General features: G+C 45.0%; 21 protein-coding genes and 1 tRNA gene. 16 read left to right on the top strand and 6 right to left on the bottom strand.

Annotated elements, in window-relative coordinates; translation table 11 throughout:
- Positions 1-51 precede the first annotated feature (51 nt).
- The 5 genes from rpsU (at position 52) to Q7V21_RS04480 (ending at position 4562) form a co-directional block, all read left to right on the top strand.
- Positions 52-267, top strand: a complete 216-nt coding sequence (gene rpsU, locus Q7V21_RS04500) for a 30S ribosomal protein S21 (RefSeq protein WP_014705573.1) — start codon at positions 52-54, stop codon at positions 265-267.
- A 23-nt stretch (positions 268-290) separates the two neighbouring features.
- Entirely contained in the window at positions 291-752 is a 462-nt protein-coding gene (locus Q7V21_RS04495) for a GatB/YqeY domain-containing protein (protein ID WP_304916134.1), read from the top strand.
- Positions 753-819: 67 nt separating this feature from the next.
- Positions 820-2544, top strand: a complete 1725-nt coding sequence (gene dnaG / locus Q7V21_RS04490; protein WP_304916133.1) for a DNA primase — start codon at positions 820-822, stop codon at positions 2542-2544.
- Between the two features lie 95 nt (positions 2545-2639).
- The gene (gene rpoD / locus Q7V21_RS04485; RefSeq protein ID WP_304916132.1) at positions 2640-4475 is read left to right on the top strand and encodes an RNA polymerase sigma factor RpoD; all 1836 of its coding nucleotides are present in this window, start codon (positions 2640-2642) and stop codon (positions 4473-4475) included.
- A gap of 10 nt (positions 4476-4485) precedes the next feature.
- Positions 4486-4562 (top strand) — tRNA-Ile (locus Q7V21_RS04480).
- Between the two features lie 103 nt (positions 4563-4665).
- Here the strand turns inward: Q7V21_RS04480 and Q7V21_RS04475 are convergent.
- Positions 4666-5187 (bottom strand): ankyrin repeat domain-containing protein, encoded by a 522-nt coding sequence (locus tag Q7V21_RS04475; protein ID WP_304916131.1) that lies wholly within the window; start codon positions 5185-5187, stop codon positions 4666-4668.
- A 179-nt stretch (positions 5188-5366) separates the two neighbouring features.
- Between Q7V21_RS04475 and Q7V21_RS04470 the strand changes: the two genes are divergently transcribed.
- A complete protein-coding gene (locus Q7V21_RS04470) occupies positions 5367-5540 on the top strand; it encodes a YqaE/Pmp3 family membrane protein (RefSeq protein WP_304916130.1) in 174 nt (57 codons plus the stop codon).
- A 95-nt stretch (positions 5541-5635) separates the two neighbouring features.
- On the opposite strand, the gene Q7V21_RS04465 is transcribed toward Q7V21_RS04470, so the two are convergent.
- Positions 5636-5776 (bottom strand): entericidin A/B family lipoprotein, encoded by a 141-nt coding sequence (locus Q7V21_RS04465; RefSeq protein WP_304916129.1) that lies wholly within the window; start codon positions 5774-5776, stop codon positions 5636-5638.
- 18 nt (positions 5777-5794) lie between these two features.
- Here Q7V21_RS04465 and Q7V21_RS04460 point away from each other — a divergent pair, with 18 nt between their 5' ends.
- From Q7V21_RS04460 to Q7V21_RS04445, 4 genes are all read left to right on the top strand, one after another.
- A complete protein-coding gene (locus tag Q7V21_RS04460; protein WP_304916128.1) occupies positions 5795-6055 on the top strand; it encodes a hypothetical protein in 261 nt (86 codons plus the stop codon).
- 159 nt (positions 6056-6214) lie between these two features.
- A complete protein-coding gene (locus tag Q7V21_RS04455) occupies positions 6215-6685 on the top strand; it encodes a FecR domain-containing protein (RefSeq protein WP_304916127.1) in 471 nt (156 codons plus the stop codon).
- The gene (locus Q7V21_RS04450) at positions 6682-7248 is read left to right on the top strand and encodes an OmpA family protein (RefSeq protein WP_304916126.1); all 567 of its coding nucleotides are present in this window, start codon (positions 6682-6684) and stop codon (positions 7246-7248) included. The genes Q7V21_RS04455 and Q7V21_RS04450 overlap by 4 nt, the downstream gene beginning before the upstream one ends.
- A 15-nt stretch (positions 7249-7263) precedes the next feature.
- Entirely contained in the window at positions 7264-8598 is a 1335-nt protein-coding gene (locus Q7V21_RS04445; protein WP_304916125.1) for a TolC family outer membrane protein, read from the top strand.
- A 59-nt stretch (positions 8599-8657) separates the two neighbouring features.
- Here Q7V21_RS04445 and Q7V21_RS04440 read toward each other — a convergent pair whose 3' ends face one another.
- Positions 8658-10781, bottom strand: a complete 2124-nt coding sequence (locus Q7V21_RS04440) for a molybdopterin-dependent oxidoreductase (protein WP_304916124.1) — start codon at positions 10779-10781, stop codon at positions 8658-8660.
- A 236-nt stretch (positions 10782-11017) separates the two neighbouring features.
- Positions 11018-11632: a cytochrome b gene (locus tag Q7V21_RS04435; protein ID WP_304916123.1), complete on the bottom strand. Its 615-nt coding sequence runs from the start codon at positions 11630-11632 to the stop codon at positions 11018-11020.
- A gap of 309 nt (positions 11633-11941) precedes the next feature.
- On the opposite strand from Q7V21_RS04435, the gene tpx reads away from it, so the two are divergent.
- The 6 genes from tpx (at position 11942) to Q7V21_RS04405 (ending at position 17770) form a co-directional block, all read left to right on the top strand.
- A complete protein-coding gene (tpx, locus tag Q7V21_RS04430) occupies positions 11942-12436 on the top strand; it encodes a thiol peroxidase (RefSeq protein ID WP_304916122.1) in 495 nt (164 codons plus the stop codon).
- Between the two features lie 142 nt (positions 12437-12578).
- Entirely contained in the window at positions 12579-13226 is a 648-nt protein-coding gene (locus Q7V21_RS04425) for a hypothetical protein (RefSeq protein WP_304916121.1), read from the top strand.
- A 145-nt stretch (positions 13227-13371) separates the two neighbouring features.
- A complete protein-coding gene (locus Q7V21_RS04420) occupies positions 13372-13836 on the top strand; it encodes a (2Fe-2S)-binding protein (RefSeq protein ID WP_304916120.1) in 465 nt (154 codons plus the stop codon).
- Entirely contained in the window at positions 13833-16151 is a 2319-nt protein-coding gene (locus Q7V21_RS04415; protein ID WP_304916119.1) for a xanthine dehydrogenase family protein molybdopterin-binding subunit, read from the top strand. The genes Q7V21_RS04420 and Q7V21_RS04415 overlap by 4 nt, the downstream gene beginning before the upstream one ends.
- Before the next feature lie 2 nt (positions 16152-16153).
- Positions 16154-17146: an XdhC family protein gene (locus Q7V21_RS04410; RefSeq protein ID WP_304916118.1), complete on the top strand. Its 993-nt coding sequence runs from the start codon at positions 16154-16156 to the stop codon at positions 17144-17146.
- A gap of 9 nt (positions 17147-17155) precedes the next feature.
- Positions 17156-17770 carry a nucleotidyltransferase family protein gene (locus Q7V21_RS04405; RefSeq protein WP_304916117.1) on the top strand — a complete coding sequence of 205 codons (615 nt, stop codon included), beginning with the start codon at positions 17156-17158 and terminating at the stop codon, positions 17768-17770.
- Positions 17771-17772: 2 nt separating this feature from the next.
- Here Q7V21_RS04405 and Q7V21_RS04400 read toward each other — a convergent pair whose 3' ends face one another.
- Both Q7V21_RS04400 and Q7V21_RS04395 read right to left on the bottom strand, forming a co-directional pair.
- Complete coding sequence (locus tag Q7V21_RS04400) at positions 17773-18504, bottom strand: Crp/Fnr family transcriptional regulator (protein ID WP_304916116.1); 732 nt, start codon at positions 18502-18504, stop codon at positions 17773-17775.
- A 296-nt stretch (positions 18505-18800) separates the two neighbouring features.
- On the bottom strand, positions 18801-18965 hold the full coding sequence (locus Q7V21_RS04395) for a DUF1328 domain-containing protein (RefSeq protein WP_304916115.1): 165 nt from the start codon (positions 18963-18965) through the stop codon (positions 18801-18803).
- Between the last annotated feature and the right edge of the window lie 112 nt (positions 18966-19077).

Genomic DNA, 19077 nt, shown 5'->3' with positions numbered 1-19077 from the left:
TCTCGTACAATTAAGGGCTTTTCCGTCATTGTCTGTTTAGGAATGTATTGAATGCCATCTGTTAAGGTTAAAGAAAACGAACCATTTGACGTAGCTTTACGTCGTTTCAAACGTGCTTGTGAAAAAGCCGGTACGGTTGCTGAAGCTCGTGCTCGCGAAGCTTACGAAAAACCAACTACGGTTCGTAAACGTGCTGCAGCTGCCGCTGTTAAACGTCACCAAAAGAAACTGTCTCGTGAAAACGCTAGCCGCGTTCGCATGTACTAATTGCTGATTAGAATCTCATTCTAATGCCTCAAGAAGCCAGTCCGCTTAAAACTCGAATTCAAGATAGCGTAAAAGACGCAATGCGCGCCAAAGACAGAGATCGTCTCGGTACATTGCGCCAAATCACCGCTGCCATCAAGCAAGTTGAAGTCGATAATCGCCAGGATATGTCAGACGATGACATTATCGTTGTGCTGACCAAAATGACTAAGCAGCGTAAAGATGCCTTGTCGCAATTTGAGCAGGCTGGCCGTGATGACTTGGCGGTCATCGAAAAAGCTGAGTTGGCCATTATCGAAGAGTTTTTGCCAACAGCTTTGAGTGAAGCAGAATTGCAGGCAGCGATTGCTGATGCAATTAAAGAGACAGGCGCTAGCAGCCAGAAAGACATGGGTGCGGTGATGAATGTGTTGCGTCCAAAAGTTCAGGGACGCGCTGATATGGGCGCAGTAAGCAGCCAAGTTAAGGCCGCGCTCAGTTCCTAAGCCAGCATGCCAGGTCTTTTTTCAGACGTGGTTAACATTCATGACAGACTTCGGCCATAATTGATTTATGGCCGGACAAATCCCTCCACAATTTATTGACGAATTGCTCTCACGAGTCGATATCGTTGATATTATCGATGCGCGTGTACCGCTGAAAAAAGCAGGTAAAAATCTTCACGCCTGTTGTCCTTTTCACAACGAGAAAACCCCGTCATTTACCGTCAGCCCTGATAAACAGTTTTATCATTGTTTTGGCTGTGGTGCGCATGGAACGGCGATCGGCTTCTTGATGGAATACGATCAGCTCAGCTTTCCTGAAGCTATCCAGGAATTGGCTGATAACGTTGGTATGCAGGTACCGGTAACACAACAAGCTTCCCTGACTCCTGCCAGACAAAATCTTTACGACCTGATGGATAAGGTCAGTCGTTATTACGTACATCAGCTGCAAAACCATCCACAGCGCCAACCCTTTCAGGACTATATTCAACAACGTGGTCTCAGTCCCGAAACCGTAGCCGCTTTTGATATTGGAATGGCACCGGACGGTTGGGACAACGTTTTACGCACTTTTGGCAATAATCAGCAAAACCAGGATCAACTGTTCGAAGCCGGAATGCTGATCAAAAATGACAAGGGTCGCACCTACGATCGTTTTCGTGATCGTTTGATGTTTCCTATCCGTGACCGTCGTGGCCGTGTTATCGCCTTTGGTGGACGCGTTATAGATGCTGATGGCACGCCAAAATATCTGAACTCACCCGAAACCCCCATTTTTCATAAAGGCCAGGAGCTTTATGGCCTGTATCAGGCCCGTAAAGCCAATCGTCGATTGGAAAAGATCCTGATAGTTGAAGGGTATATGGATGTCATCGCCCTGGCGCAGTTTGGAATTAACAATGCCGTGGCAACATTGGGAACGGCGACAACATCCGAACATTTGCGGCTATTGACGCGTAGCGCGCCGGAAATTGTTTTTTGTTTTGATGGCGATCGTGCAGGTAAAGAGGCGGCTTGGCGAGCAGCAGAAAACGCTTTACCGATCCTTGGCGGCAACTTTGAATTGAAATTTATGTTTCTGCCGGAAGGTCAGGATCCTGACACCATGGTAAGAGAGCAGGGGGCTGAGGCATTTCAGCAGTTAGTGAATCAGGCACAAAGTTATTCCGAATTTTTCTTTGCTACATTGCTTTCGCGAGTGGATAGTCAATCAATGGATGGCCGTGCCAGGCTGGTTGAAATTGCCAAACCCTATCTACGGCATATTCCAGCTGGTTTATACCGGGATATGCTGGAGCAGCAGCTGGCAGACCATGCCAAGACCAATATTGCCACGTTAAATAAACATCTGGAAAAGCCAGCAGCGCCACCACGAGCTAAAAGCGTTAAACAAAATGCCATGGCCAATATGACCCCGGTGCGCATGGCCGTGATGATTCTGTTGCAACATCCGCAACTGCATGAAGCCGTTCCGGATACAGATAAATTAAGTCTGCTGGATATGCCGGGCTTAGCGATTTTAATTCAGCTACTTGAAACCATGCGTGAGCATCCCCATCTTAAAACCGCACAGCTGTTGGAGCGTTGGCGAGACACCCAACAAGCTCCTTATATGGAAAAGCTCGCGATGCAACCATTGAATTTGTCGCCAGAACAACTGGAGCATGAACTCATTGGGATTGTGACCCGTCTAAACAAGCAAGCAAGAGATGAACGCTATACTTATTTGATAAATAAAGGACTCAGTGAATTAACAGAGTCTGAAAGAATTGAAATTAACTCCTATAAGTAGGTGTTTTGTAATCAAAAATGATGCAATAACGAAGTGCTTTCACTATAATATAGTGTTACCGCCAAAAACAGCGTCACCATGCATAAAGAGGCCGAATGAAAGATCAGCAATCACGCGTTAAAGAACTTATCGCTCTGGGCAAGGAGCGCGGTTATCTTACTTACGGTGAGATCAATGACCACCTTCCAGAAGATTTGGTCGATGCGGATCAGGTCGAAGACATTGTCAGTATGTTCAGTGACTTGGGTATCATGGTCCATGAAGATGGCATGGATACCGATGAGATGGAACGCCTTGCCGAGGCTGTTTCATCTAATGACGAAGTCTCTGATGAAGAAGCCGCAGCCGTTCTGGCGAGCTCTGATGGTGAGTTCGGACGTACTACAGACCCTGTGCGCATGTACATGCGTGAAATGGGCTCAGTTGAATTATTGACTCGCGAAGGCGAGATCGTCATTGCTAAACGCATTGAAGCTGGCCTGCGCGAAAGCCTGTTGATGCTGTCTACTTATCCGCCGGTTATTTCATCTTTCCTCGAATTCTATGATGCTGTGGAAGCAGGCGAAATGCGCCTTAATGAGCTGATCCGTGGTTTTATCGCGCCAGAAGAACTGATTGCCAGCGAAGAAGACGATGATGATCTGACCAGTAGCGCCGACACTGACGATAGCGACAGTGACGATGATGATGACGATGTTGTAAGTGTAAGTGATGACGAAGACGATTCCGGTGAAATTGATCCGGAAGAAGCTCGCACTCGTTTCACCGCATTACGTGAAGCATATAAAAATGTCCTGGCAACACAAGGTGATGCCATGGTTGAAGCCCGTGAACAGGCCAGTAACCTGTTTATGGAATTCAAACTCACACCAAAAACACTGACGTTTTTAAACGAACTGATGGCAGAAACCATTGCAGAAGTTCGTAAACAAGAAAAAATTATTATGGATATCGTCGTCGAGCAGGCAGGCATGAATCGCCGCGACTTCATTGATGCATTCCAGGGTAATGAAAGCAATCTTGAATGGTCAGATAAATTTATTCGTGCCAAAAAACACTATTCATCTACCATCAAGAAAAACCTGGATGATATTCTGGCCGCGCAAAGCAAATTGGCAGAAATTGCCAATGATCGTGGTCTAGAAATTTCTGATATCAAAGAAATCAGCCGTCAAATGTCGATTGCTGAAGCCAAAGCACGCCGTGCCAAAAAAGAAATGGTGGAAGCCAACCTGCGTCTGGTTATCTCGATTGCCAAAAAATACACCAACCGTGGCCTGCAATTCCTGGATCTAATCCAAGAAGGCAACATTGGTTTGATGAAAGCCGTTGATAAATTCGAATATCAGCGCGGTTACAAATTCTCGACTTATGCAACATGGTGGATTCGTCAGGCCATTACCCGTTCAATTGCTGATCAGGCACGTACCATTCGTATACCGGTACATATGATTGAAACCATCAACAAACTCAATCGTGTTGCCCGTCAAATGCTTCAGGAGATGGGCCGTGAACCCACTCCGGACGAATTGGCAGAACGCGTGGAAATGCCGGAAGACAAAGTACGTAAAGTGCTGAAGATCTCTAAAGAACCGATTTCCATGGAAACACCAATCGGTGATGATGAAGATTCACATCTGGGCGATTTCGTTGAAGATATCAACGTTATGTCACCAGCAGACTCGGCAATTATCGAAGGCCTAAGAGAAGCCACTCAGGGCGTTCTGAATGGCCTGACTGAGCGGGAAGCCAAAGTACTTCGTATGCGTTTTGGTATCGATATGAATACCGACCACACGCTGGAAGAAGTCGGTAAACAATTCGATGTTACCCGTGAGCGTATTCGTCAGATCGAAGCAAAAGCCTTACGTAAACTGCGTCACCCATCACGTTCGGATCAACTGAGAAGCTTCCTCGATTCCGACAGCTGATTACAAAATCGGGCCTATAGCTCAGTTGGTTAGAGCAGGGGACTCATAATCCCTTGGTCCCAGGTTCGAGTCCTGGTGGGCCCACCAATTAAATCAAGCGGTTAGCTGAAGTTCAGCTGACCGTTTTTTTTTGCAAGCGGGGAATTTGCGGGAGCTTTTATATCCATCTTCATTTCATAAAACACAGTTTTTAGTTTGCTTGCAGCAAATTAGCGGTTTCATTCGCATTCATATTTTGTGCAAGTTTAAGCGCTGTCATACCGTCATCAGCGGATATATCTGGATCGGCTCCGTTATCCAGAAGCAGTTGTAAAACCTCAATTTGATTAAACATGGCTGCAAACATAAGTGGGGTTTTGCCGTCTGGTGTTGCTGCATTAACGTTGGCACCATGCTCTATAAGAATTTGAGCGATGGTGGTATAGCCTTTAAAAGCCACACCAGCCAGCGGTGTTTGATGACGTAAGTTGGGTAGTTCAGGATCAGCTCCGTGCTTTAATAACAATCTGGTCATTTCTTCATGGCCGTTGTATGCCGATAGCATTAGCAGGCTGTTGCCGTTACTATCGCGAACATTTGGTATCAGGCCCATTTCCAACGGTTTAATTAACGCTTCTGTATCACCCTGTCGAACCAGCTCAAACAGCTGTTGAGCCAACTCCAGCATTTCATCATCTAATTGGGGATGTTGATGTTTTTCTGGTTTATCCATTTTATTTCCTACAATTTAGAGTTATCAGAACGATAAAGCTGATTAATTGAGCTGAATAAACACGTAAAAGTTCTAGGTGATTTTCCAGAGTAAACACAGGTTAAAGAATAAGATTGAGCGATGGCTAATAATGATGCTGTGTAACATAAAACTATATAACGAAATAAAAGGTGGTTACCGTGGCTTTTACCGCAACAGATCCAATCAAAATTCTATTCGCTATTTTATTTCCACCTTTGGGTGTGTTTATGGAGGTAGGGTTTAAAGGGCATTTTTGGTTAAGTATCCTGCTCACCTTGTTGGGGTTCATTCCCGGCATTATTCACGCCTTGTACGTGATTCTGAAACATTAAACGACAAGCATCATAAAAAAAGCCCTGCTTAAGAACATCAGCAGGGCTTTTTATCTCGCTAAAGTTGAAACAGACGTAATTTAATCGCCTAAAAATTAGTAGTTTTTATTTTCTCGTGCAGATTCTTCTACTGCACTACCGGCCGCCTCTACATCTCTACCGGCACCTTCAATAGTGTTACAGGCTGTTAAACCAAGGATAAAAAACAAAGATAAAAATGCTGCTATAAGTTTCATGCGGGTTTCCTTAAATAAATGATTTTGAAAAGATCGGGGCGGTTGCCCAATCCTAATCGCGCTGGAGGATGTTGGATTATTGAAAATAATCAACACAATCCGTTGAAACGACATTTTTTATTGTTTTTACTTCACCCTGACTCTATTTATGCCGATAATTTTGCTAACAGTCAAACCGGCACAACTATTTCAGGGTTCGTGCAAAGCAAGGTCTTTGCTTCACAGTTTAGAGCGATGGCTTTTTTGTGTATAAGGATGGTCAAGCTGAAAAAAATGTGACAGAGTTCACATTGATTGTGGCGATTGCGTTTAACTCATGTTTTAATGTAATGCCGATGGTTCTATGTTGACAAAATGACCTTATAATCATGGCGGTAAGGCTCTTAATGAAAATAAGGCCTGAAAATCATAGTCGGCTGGTTTAACCAATGGATGGTTATGAAAAATAGATTATTTAAAAAATTAGTCCTGGCGCTGTTTCCATTAGCCATGCTGTTCCCCACAGCAATCTTTGCGCAAAATGCGGGTGTTGTAAAAACAATGCTCGGAAATGTGCAGTTGGATCGTGCAGGCGAGTTGATCAACTTGGCCTTAGGTGACGAAGTCTATATTGCGGACAAGTTGCAAACCCAAAACAACAGTAGCGTTGGTATTTTGTTTAGTGACGATACCCGTATCGGCGCCGGTCCAGACACAAGTTTTTCAATTGATGATTATCAATATGATAGTAAGACTCAATTAGGAAGAGCTGATTTATCTGTAAAAAATGGCACTCTGGCGGTAGTCGGTGGAAAGTTAGCCGCAAAAGATCCGCAATCCGTTAAAGTGCATACTCCGACGTCAACGCTGACAGCTACCTGTTCAACATTATCGGTTAAAGTCGATCCACTTATTAAAGAAGCGCCATGATGCTGACAAATATATTCCGAATCTTATCCTTATTAATAATTGCTACGGCAGTTTCTGGTTGTAGTGGTTATAGCAGCGCGGTCAATACATTTGGGCCTAAGACACCAATTTCTGAGATGCGAGAGCAAATTGAGGCACCCGTTGAATTAGCTGAGGGTGAATCACCATTCTGTGCAAGACCGGTAGAGCCGGAACCGGAAATGGAGCCAGCAATCGCAGCCTTACCACCAGAGCCATATCGTGCGCGTTTATATTTCATCTTTGATACCGAGAGATTCACACCTGAATCGGAAGTGGCAGCTCAAAAAGTATTTGATGAAATAAAGGCCCGGCAAATTGCTGAGGCGATAGTTGTTGGACATACTGATACTATGGGCTCTGAAGAATATAATATTGGTTTGTCAGAGCGTCGGGCTGAACGGGTTCGTCTGGAACTTATTCGTCGTGGCGTTCCCGAAAATATTATTACCACCAAAGGTATGGGCGAATCAGAGCTGTTAATCGAGACTGCCGATGAAGTTGCTGAAGTAAGAAATCGACGTGTTGAAATAGACGTTCGCTGATGGAGTGTGAGACAGATGAACAAAAAATTTAAATTATTGGCGCTTTGCACTTCTATATTTACAGGCATAACGGCTTTTCATTCCCCCGTTATGGCGCAGACTTTGGTTCAAGCCGTCGAGCAAACGATTCAAAGCAACCCTGAAATCCTTGCCGAAGCCAATCGACGCCTTAGTGTAGACAAAACGATTGATCAAGCACGCGCAGGATATGCTCCTCGAGCTGATCTGAATCTTGGCTATGGTCGTGAATATACCAAGAACCCTGCAACACGCCCTGGCAGTGAAACCCTGACGCGTGGCGAAGCCAGTATTACAGCCAAGCAAATGCTCTACGATGGGTTTTATACCAAAAGCGAAGTCGACCGCACTACAGCTTCTGCTGACTCTGCCGGTTATGCAGTCACTGATATTTCCGAGCGCAGAAGTTTACAAGCGATTGGTGCGTATCTGGATGTGTTGCGTCGTCAAGATCTTTTAACGTTGACTGAAGCCAATTTGGAATCACACCAAACTATTTTTTCCCAAATAGAACAACGCTCTGATAGTGGTGTTGGTCGCCGCGCAGATGTGGAGCAGGCGCAGGCACGTTTAGCTTTGTCGCAATCCAATCTTGAGTCACAGATCGGAAATGTTGAAGATGCCAGAACCAATTTCCAGCGGGTAGTTGGCATTATGCCGGAAAACATCACGAATCCAGGTGATGATTGCTGTAATAATGCTCCGGCAACATTGGATGATGCCGTTAAAATTGCCTATAACCAGCATCCTACCCTGCGAACGGCATTGGCTAACCACGAAGCATCGTTGGCACAGGAAAATGCGGCAAAATCAGCTTTCCATCCGCGTGTAGATCTGGATTTAGGTGCCTCGGCCAATAATAATCTTGATGGCGAATCAGGCCATACTAAAGGCCTCTATGCGATGTTCCGACTGCAATATAACTTGCTGAACGGCGGGGCAGATAAAGCCCGGATTGAACAAATTGAACATTTAAGTGAACAGCAAAAAGAACTGATTAATCTTGCACAACGGGAAATAGAGCTGGATGTTCGCTTAGCCTGGAATGCGCTGGAAAATACAGAAAGCCGTTTACCGGGTCTGGAAAAACGCGTTGAAGCCGCTCAAAAAACCCGAGAAGCTTACGCAGCTCAGTTTCGTATTGGTCAACGCACATTACTGGACTTACTCGATAGTGAGAACGAGTTGTTAAGCGCGGGTATTGCCTATACCGACGCATATTATGACCGTATCTATGCCTGTTATTGGTTGATGCAGACAATGGGCAAATTGCTGGAAACAATGGCTATAGAGCAACGTGAAGAAGCATTAACAGTTGCCAGCCAGGAATAAGTGACACTACACAATAAAAAGGGCGGATAACCAAATATCCGCCCTTTATTTGCTTTACCTTATCTCAGCCGCTCTACCTGAACCAGATTATCGGTGAAAGTAGGGGCATGTCCCATATCAACAAACTCTGCTGAACTGACGCAGTTCACCGTGCCATTATTACGCTGACGCCAGTATCCCAACGTTGCCACTACAATACCTGGGCCCACATCGGTAGTGATCTGCGCCTTGGCATCAAAGCCTCCACGATCGTTAAATACCCGAACATCATCACCGTGCTGGATCTGCCGTAGATCAGCATCGGCAGCACTGATCATGACAAACTGGTCGCCTTGAGCTTTGAGCTTGTTGTCCATATTGGCGTAACAGGAGTTCAAAAAGCCATGGCTTTTCGGGGAAATGATATTCAACGGGAAACGTTTCGCTAGCTCCGGGTTGGTCTGAGGTGTTTCTCTAGATGCAAGATAGTCTGGCAGGCTATCAAGCGGCTCACCTGGCTGAAAACCGTCATACATTTGTCTGAATGGGCCGGCCACAAAATTGGTTGCATCATCAATTCGGAAATGACATTTACCTGTAGCTGTTGGAAAATTTCCGGCTTTGTGCGGTGCACGATTATCTTTTGTGCCGACATTAAGCCGTGCGAAACCATGTTCACGCAGATAGGCTAAATCGATGCCGTCACAGGCTGGAGAGTCCCAGTCCACATAGTTTTCCAGACATTCACTGTCAGTCCATTTGAAGTTTTCTTCTTCATAGCCCATTTTCGCGGCAAGACGACGGAAGATTTCGTTGTTAGGTAAGGCTTCGCCCGGTGAGTCCACACATTTTGCATTATAGGTGAGATAGAGATGTCCCCAGGACAACACCATATCTTCCAGTTCGGCGCCCATTGAAGCCGGTAATACAATGTCGGCAAAGGAAGCGGTATCGGACAGAAAATGTTCAGCTGAAACCAGAAATAGATCTTCACGCATCAGTCCGGCCACAATCTTGTCTGTTTCAGCTGCCTGAGTTACCGGGTTGGCATTCCAGCACATCATGGATTTGATCGGAATATCCAGATTCATTTCATTAGTTAAAGCCCGACCAATCTGGATCGCATTAATGACCCTTGTACCTTCTGGGATCAAATCAGGACGACAGATAACATCAAATTTATAAGGATGTTCCCATACCGGAAACTGCAATGCACCGCCGCCAACATGTCGCCAAGCCCCAACCAATGCGGGCAAACAGCTAATTGCACGAATGGCTTGGCCGCCACCATAATTACGTTCCAAGGCGACACCTAGGCGGATAGCAGCCGGTTGAGTGGTAGCAAATTCCCGTGCAAGCTGTCGAATGTTGTGAGCGCTTACTCCGGTTATTTCTTCTGCCCACTCAGGTGTTCGTTGTTTTGCACGTTCTGCCAGCTCTGTATAACCGATGGTATAGCTATCGACATAGTCCTGATCGACCAAGCCTTCTTCAATGATGGTATGCATCATCGCCATCGCCAATGCACCATCAGTTCCTGGTCGAGGACTGATATGCCAATCCGCTTCTTTAGCAGTTTTGGATTTATACGGATCAATAACCACGACTTTGGCACCACGTTTCTGAGCTTCTTTAACAATATGCCAGTGATGCAGATTGGTACTGACAGAGTTACAACCCCAGATGATGATGTATTTAGAGTGGATAAAACTTTCTGGATCGACGCCAGCCGTTGGCCCAACAGTTAACAGCCAAGCTGTACAGGAGCCTTCACCACAGAAGGTACGTTCACAAACCGTTGCGCCCATTTTGTTAAAAAAGGCATCGCCACCATTCAGGCCGTGAACCAGTCCTTGGTTACCAAGATAACTGTAAGGAATAATGGCCTGGGGACCATATTCATCAATTATGGCTTTCCAACGATCGGTGATTTCAGTCAGTGCATCATCCCAACTGATCTGCTCAAATTGGCCGCTACCTTTCGGACCAACTCGACGCATGGGATATAAAACACGTTCGGGATGATAATGACGTTTTTCGTAGTCTTTGAGTTTGACGCATAAACCGCCTCGCGTCATAGGATGATCTGGATTGCCTCGGACGGAGATTAACTGACCATTTTCGACTTCGTAGACCATCGAACAGGTGTCAGGACAATCATGTGGACAGCCGCCGTGATGAGTGGTTTTCAGTACACTGGCCATAGTTATTGCCTCCCGAAGTCATCATAAATAAGATTTTTTGACTATACACCAGACTGCTACGGGAATTTTGCCCGCCGTTATAGGAATCACTCTACGGCTGGTATCTTATTGTTTAAGTTAGGGATTTCACGGATTTGTAAATTTAAAGTATTGATGGTTTTGATGAATCAGGATTAAACAATATTTTGCTTGAAGTCATTCGCCACCGTTTTATGGTGGCGAATGAAAAATCAAATTTAGTCTTGGCGCGTCATTCTATGCAAGGTGCCGTCACGTAAAACATATTGATGATAAAGCGCCGCACCGATATGTAAAGCAAACAGCGCCACCAATACGATACCGCCAACAATTACATGAAAATCTTTAAATGGTGTTCTCGCATCACGCCAGGCTTCCTCTGAAATGCCAAAACCATTTACCACAATGGTCTGGAATACTTGAGTATCGGAAAATTTTGGCAGTAATTCAAAAGCTATTGGAGTGTTGTAGAAAAACTCATTGCCAAGACCGGCAAAGATATACCCGGTGATGGGCATCAATAGCAGTAATACATAAAACAATCTATGCGTCCAAAGCGCCGAAACTTGCTGCCAGGTTGGCCCAGCGACAGGATCGGGACTGTTATTCATTAGTTTCCAAATCAATCTGAGAACAATAAAAGTGAATAAATAAAATCCTAACGACATGTGGATCTGTAATGCCATCGAACTTGGTGGAGTTCTCGGTTCAGTAAACCATGCCCGGTAATAGATGGCGATATAGGTTGCTAAAATCAAGAACGCCATAATCCAATGCAGCCATTGGGCAACCTTGCCATAACGTTCACGACTATTGCGTAAATTATCTGTCATTCTCACACCTTTAATTTGCTATTAATTAAGATTAAGGTAAGTTTTGGGATGTTATCCTACTATGAAGATGGTTTTTATCACGATGAGTTCCAGATTAAATAAATTTCCATAAACATCTAAAGCATTGATATTTATATGGTAATAAATTTTGATGATGGTTTGAGTGGTTGATTTCAGCCACTTTTCTGACCTTAAAATTAAGCAGTGAAATGAAAAAAATTTGTTAGCAGCGACCTGAGTGAATTTGACTTCTGTTTATCTGCGTGTAGGCTCGCTGGTCTGTTTGAAAATTAATTATGGAGAAATAACATGGCAACAGTAACGTTGAAAGGTAATGCTTTTGAAACGGTCGGCAATTTGCCAAAAGTGGGTGATACAGCGCCTGGCTTTTCGGTGGTCAAAGATGATTTATCAGATTTGAACTTGTCGGATATAAAAGGCCGCATTGTATTAAACATTTTCCCTTCTATTGATACCGATACCTGTGCAATGTCAGTTCGTCAGTTCAATAAAAAAGCGACCGAAATGGACAACACTTCGGTGATTTGTATATCAAAAGATCTACCTTTTGCCTTGGCGCGTTTTTGTGGCGCCGAAGGACTGAAAAATGTTGAGGTAGGTTCAGCATTTCGTTCAAGCTTTGGTGAAGACTACGGCGTGACAGCCAAAACCGGTCCATTGAAAGGTTTATTATCTCGGGCAGTTGTTGTTATCGATGAAAATGGCAAAGTCATTTATACCGAGCAGGTTGCAGAGACTGCGGATGAACCTGATTACGAAGCTGCATTAAAGGTTTTGAATTAATTAGTATGTTCGGTTAACGTATAAAAAACCCGGTAGAGATGCCGGGTTTTTTTATGGGCGGAATCAACCAGTCTGAACATTTTTTGCCATTTTCTGTCCCACAGCGTATTGATAGCATTATCTCGGTCGATGATTGGGTGATATGGATACATTAGATCAACTGTTTGCATCGGTAGCCGTTATTGCAGAGTTTCATCCGAAGTTGAAAGCGATTCGCTTTTGGCAGGATAGCCAAACCATGCAATATCACTCGGCAGTCATTTTTTTTGACAGAACATTAGCGCCGCGCGAAGAGTTGGAAGCGGATATAGCGAATATTGCTACACAATTAGCCTTCGCGGCATTACCGGATTATCATGCGTTCTGTGTGGATCTGGAGCATCTGTTCAATGGCGCACAGCCCTCCGGACCAATAAGTCAGCTGTCAGACGTTGATTGGCGAACCTTTCGCAAGATTTCCTCTTACGCGCAATACTGGAAACAACGCAATCCTCGTGAAGTAAACAAGCTGATTACTTTTGTGATGGCAGTTCCGGTGTTCAGTCGTTTGGCAGGACAGCTCATAGTACAAAATCATAACGCCACGGAAAGCCAGATTTTTGAGCAAATTACCCAACAACATGGATCGTTTGTTATGGGGGGTAAACGGTTTCGAGAATTGTTCCGCCAGGAAATCGAGACGGCTTACAATGAAGCCAAGCTTTTGGTCTCTACTTTCAGAGGTACCAAAACAGAAGCTGCTGCACGAATTGTGAACGGCATGGTTGAATCAATAGTGAATAAATCTTAGCTTAGAAAAATATAGCTAATGTCATAGACATTTTTTGTGCAATGAAAATGTCCTTAATCAAACGATAATCTTTAGCTGATAGCGTTATCAGCTAGAAATGGGCCGAAGCAGGTCTTTCAGTTTTAGATCACACAGGAACAGCACGATGAAATTATCGATCAATGGCGCAAGTCATGAAGTCAATTTGCCTGAAGAAATGCCAATTCTTTGGACCTTACGAGATGTGCTGGGTTTGACCGGTACTAAATTTGGTTGTGGTAAAGCATTGTGTGGCGCTTGCACCGTGATGCTGGATGGGCAACCTATCCGCTCATGCTCCACCCCAATCAGTGCAGCGAAAGATAAACAGATCACAACGATAGAAGCAGTCAGTGAAGATAAAATCGGTCGCGCTATTCAACAGGCATGGGTAGAGCTGGGTGTACCGCAATGTGGTTATTGTCAGTCAGGTCAGGTTGTTTCCGCCACAGCTTTGTTGCGTGACAATGCCAACCCCAGTGATGCTGATATTGATAATGCAATGAGTGGCAATATCTGTCGCTGTGGCACCTATAACCGCATCCGTGATGCTATAAAACTGGCAGCAACGAAAAGTGGAGATGCACAATGAATAAGCCACTTAAAAATGAAAGCCTGCAAACCGAAATCACCAATATCAGTCGCCGAAACCTATTAAAAGGTTTTGCGTTAACCGGTTTCGTGTTAGCCGTTGGTATGCCGTTTGCCAGTTTTGCAGAAGACGAAGAAGCACCTAAATATGGTCGTGATGCCATGCCTAATGGTTGGGTGGATAATCCACTTATATTCGTGGCGATTGCTGAAGACGGAACAGTGACCATTGTCAGTCATCGGTCAGAGATGGGGCAAGGCGTTCGAACCAGTTTACCGATGGTAGTTGCTGACGAACTGGAAGCAGATTGGGACCGAGTAAAAGTCATCCAGGCTCCCGGTGATGAAGAACGTTATGGCAATCAGGATACTGATGGCTCACGCAGTTTAAGACATTTCTTTATGCCGATGCGTAATGTGGGTGCCGCTGCCAGAATGATGCTGGAGGCCGCCGCTGCGGCACATTGGGGTGTAAGTGTTGATGAAGTGTTTGCTGAAAATCATCAAATCAAACACCGTTCGTCTGGCAAAACAATGGGTTATGGTGAGTTAGCAAAAGCCGCTTCGGCATTGGATGTACCGGAACGTGAAAAATTGCAGTTAAAAACCTCGGATCAATTTCGCTATATCGGCAAACAAACCACCAAATTAATTGACGGTGAGAACATTGTCACCGGCAAAGCGGTTTACGGCATAGATATTCAATTAGATGGCATGGCGCATGCTGTCATTGCTCGTCCACCCGTCTACGGCGGCAAAGTTAAATCGTTTGATGATAGTGAGACGCTGAAAGTGCCGGGCGTGATTAAAGTCGTCACCCTGGAAGGCAGTCCACCGCCCGCTATATTCAATCCTTTAGGTGGTGTGGCCGTTATTGCCGAAAACACCTGGGCAGCAATGCAAGGTCGTGAAAAACTGAAAATTGAGTGGGATCACGGCGAAAATGCCAGTTACAACTCTGACGAATATCGTCAGCAAATGCAGGAAGCTGCTTCAAAACCTGGTGGCAAAGTGTTGCGCAGTAGTGGTGATGTCACTACTGCCCTGGAAACAGCGGACAAAACCTTTAAGGCAGATTATTACATCCCGCATTTATCACAGGCACCGATGGAACCGCCGGTTGCCACTGCTCGAATTCAAGATGGTAAATGTGAAGTCTGGGCGCCGACACAGGCAGCACAGGCTGGCAGAGATACGGTTGCCAAATGGCTGGATATGTCTTCAGATGATGTCACTGTCCATGTCACATTATTGGGCGGAGGTTTCGGACGTAAATCCAAACCCGACTATCTGGTCGAAGCCGCTTTACTATCCAAAGCAATGGATGGACGAGCGGTTCAGGTAACCTGGAGTCGTGAAGACGATTTACATAATGGTTATCTGCATACCGTTTCCATTGAGCATCTTGAAGCAGCAGTTAATGCCGATGGCAAAACCACGGCTTGGCTGCATCGCACTGTTGCTCCTTCGATATCATCAACTTTTGATGCCTCTTCAGAGCATCAAATGCCGATCGAGCTGGGCATGGGGGTAATGAATATTCCCTTTGCTATCGACAATATTCAACTGGAAAATCCTGCTGCTAAAGCTCATACCCGTATTGGCTGGTTTCGTTCGGTAGCTAACATTCCCCGAGCCTTTGCGATCCAATCGTTTATCGCTGAAATGGCCAATGAATTAGAGCAGGATCACAAAGCCTTTTTGCTGGAACTGATTGGACCAGCCAGAAAAATTAATCCGATTGAGCTGAAAGATGAATGGAATCATGGCGAGTCACCGGAAGATTATCCACTGGATACTGGCCGATTACGCCGGGTGATAGAAACTGTTTGCGAAAAAGCCAACTGGGGACGTGATTTACCGGCTGGCAGGGGCTTGGGTCTTGCAGCTCATTACAGCTTTGTGACTTACACCGCGGCAATTGTTGAAGTTGAAGTCTCTGAAGATGGTGACTTAAGCATTCCTAGAATTGATATTGCTGTGGATTGTGGTCCGCAAGTAAATCCAGAGCGGATCCGGTCGCAAATGGAAGGTGCCTGCATTATGGGCGTTAGCCTGGCGATGGTCGGAGAAATCAGTTTTAAAGATGGGGCAGTGCAAGAAGATAACTTTGACAGTTATCAAGTCACCCGAATGAATGAGTCTCCCCGTGAAATTCATGTGCACTTGTTACCATCGGAAGATTTCGACACGCCATTAGGCGGCGTAGGCGAACCCGGTTTGCCACCGATTGCACCGGCATTGTGTAATGCCATTTTCGCTGCAACAGGCAAACGTATTCGTGACTTGCCCATCCGTTATCAATTGGAAAGCTGAAAATGGACAGTGTCGATTTATCGGTTTTTAAAACCTTGCAGAAATGGTTGGAAGCCGATTTGAACGTGTGGCTGGTTACCGTGGTGAAAACCTTCGGTTCCAGCCCACGTCAGCCGGGTGCATTATTAGTTCTGAGAGAAGATGGGGTATTGGTGGGCTCGGTATCCGGTGGCTGTATTGAAGATGATTTGGTGGAGAAAGCCCAGTCAGGTGAGTTACCGAACCAGCAGGCGAAATTAATGGTTTACGGAGTAACTCGTGAAGAAGCACAACGGTTCAATTTGCCGTGTGGAGGCACGCTGGAATTGGTGATTGAGCCGGTCAAAAATACTGTTTGGGTTGATGAAATACTCAATGCGATTAACGGTCATCATCTGATAAAACGTGATTTGGACTTTGCTTCATTACAAATCCGGTGCAGTGATGCCAAAGTCACTGATCCGACGATACAACTCTCTGATCAGCAACTTTCAGTTGTGTATGGTCCGAGATGGCGTTTATTGATTATCGGCGCCGGGCAGACTTCTGGGTATCTGGCGAATATGGCACAAGCACTGGACTATCAAGTCTCAGTGTGTGAACCGCGTGATGCCATGAGTGAAAGCTGGGATGTGCCAAACGTCGAGCTACTCAATATGATGCCGGATGATGCCGTGTTGGCGATGCAACCAGATGCCCACACGGCTATTGTGGCATTGACTCACGATCCGAAACTGGATGATATGGCTTTATTGGAAGCCCTTAAATCTGCAGCGTTTTATGTCGGCGCATTAGGCAGCAAAAAAAACAATGCCAATCGACGCAAACGCTTGGCGATGTTTGATTTATCTGAGACAGAGATTGAGCGTTTACATGGCCCAGTCGGCTTGCCGATTGGCAGTCGTACACCGCCGGAAATTGCCATTGCCATCTTGGCCGAACTGATAGCGTTAAGACGAATTCATCTGGTGAAGAATGTGAGCGCTGTGGTTGAAATTCAATCGGTTTGCAGCTGAATTTCTATTATGTCTAATCCGGCGGGGATCCTTTTAGCCGCGGGTATGTCTTCCCGCTTTGGCTCGGACAAATTGCTTTATGAGTTAACCATTGATGGAGAATATCGGCCGCTGATTCACCACACGCTACTATCGTGGTTTTCGCTGTTTGATGAATTAACGGTTGTTATTCGTGCTGATACACCTCAATTAAGGCAAACCGTGCTCGATTTAGCCAGCACGCAGCATAAAAAAATTAACCTGATCGAATGTCAAAATGCTGCTTTGGGAATGGGACATAGTCTCAGCGCGGCTATTAAGGCTAATCTGCTAGCGAGTGGCTGGATAATAGGCTTGGCGGATATGCCATTAATCCCAGATGCAGTGCTGAACCAGGTTTATCAGCATGTAAAGTCGGGTGTCCTGATTACTGCCCCTTATTTTGATGGCCAGCGAGGCCATCCGGTTGGGTTTAATCGTCAGTATAAAGATGAGTTATTGGCACTGGAGGGTGATTCCGGTGCCAAAAAACTATTGCAGCGGGATGTTGAAAAAATCCAAAAAATTGATACCGATCATCAAGGCGTGTTGATGGATATTGATTGCAAACAGGATGTTAGTCGAATAGAAAAAGCAGCTGATTGAGATTAGTCTTGTCTGGCCCAGTTAGAGTGACTGTCTAGATAATTCCGGTCAAACCCGGATATTTCAATCAAGCCATCCAGATCAAGGATATGGATGTCGCCATTATTGGATTCAAGCAAACCTTGGTCGCGCAGTACTTTAAAGGTTCGGCTGACATGCACTGAAGATAAACTTAATGTGTCACCAATAATGGTTTGATTCATTGGCAGTACAAAATTGTCAGTATCAACGTTCAGTCTGACTTTCATTTCCACAATAAAGTGGGCCAGTCTTTCCACTGCACTACGACGACCAATGTTAATTACCCGTTCAATAAGCATAGACTGCTCACGAGCAAGAATTAAAAAGAATAGATCCGTTAAACGGGGGGCCTGATCAAAGATTTCCGTCAGACGTTGCCGGGGAAATGGGCAGGCCTTTACCTCAGTCAATGTTCGAAACTCGGAAAGATTTCGATCAAAACTGATTTCTCGCAGCCCGAGGATTTGACCGGGCAGAAAAATATCCAGCACCTGGCGCTGACCATCAGCAAGGGTTCGAGTTGCGCAAGCCCAACCAGACTGAAGTGTGAAAAAGCGTTCCGCTTTTCCGCCTTCAATGGCCATGGGCTGATCAGCCTCATAATCGCGAGGGTCTTTTTCCAATGCCTTCAATAGGTTGATTTCATGTTCATTAAGATCGGCAAACTTTGAAAATTGATGAACAATACAACTGTCAGGCAAAGTTGAACTCATAAGCGTCCCTTAAATATCCACAAAGAAATTGCGATGATGATGGAATATACCCCGGAAAAATCCGAAGTCAATCTAATAAATAAAGCCACCCAAAAAAAGACACCACCCGATAATCGGACAGTGTCAAAGGTAACCATTTAAACTATATTTGAGCGGAACCCGCCAAAAATAATATAAATGATTGGGGTGAAAGTTATTTCATTTTCATTTTGAAGCAAAAACGGAATAAGCCCATGGGCTCATCATTTTTAAATTATTGTTAATTTATAGTGTTTAGTCTTTAGCACTTATTTATTTTAAAGAGGGGGTCTGCGGCCGGTAATAAAAAATATCAGTGCGAGCACCAAACCCACAATAAATAAAATCCAGGCGATACTGCTTGCTGTCCCAGCAACACCCGTTAAACCTAAAGCACCAGCAATGATTGCGACAATTAAAAACGTTAACGCCCAACTAATCATGGTATGTCCTTGTTAAAGTTGATGGGAATTACACGATAGGACGATTATAAAAAAAGCTCCTTAACACAGGTTAAAGCGAAATCTGGGTTAAAAAGATAGCGTGGGAGTACAC

Source organism: Methylophaga sp. (assembly GCF_030651745.1).
This window is presented reverse-complemented; position numbering and strand designations above follow the sequence as displayed.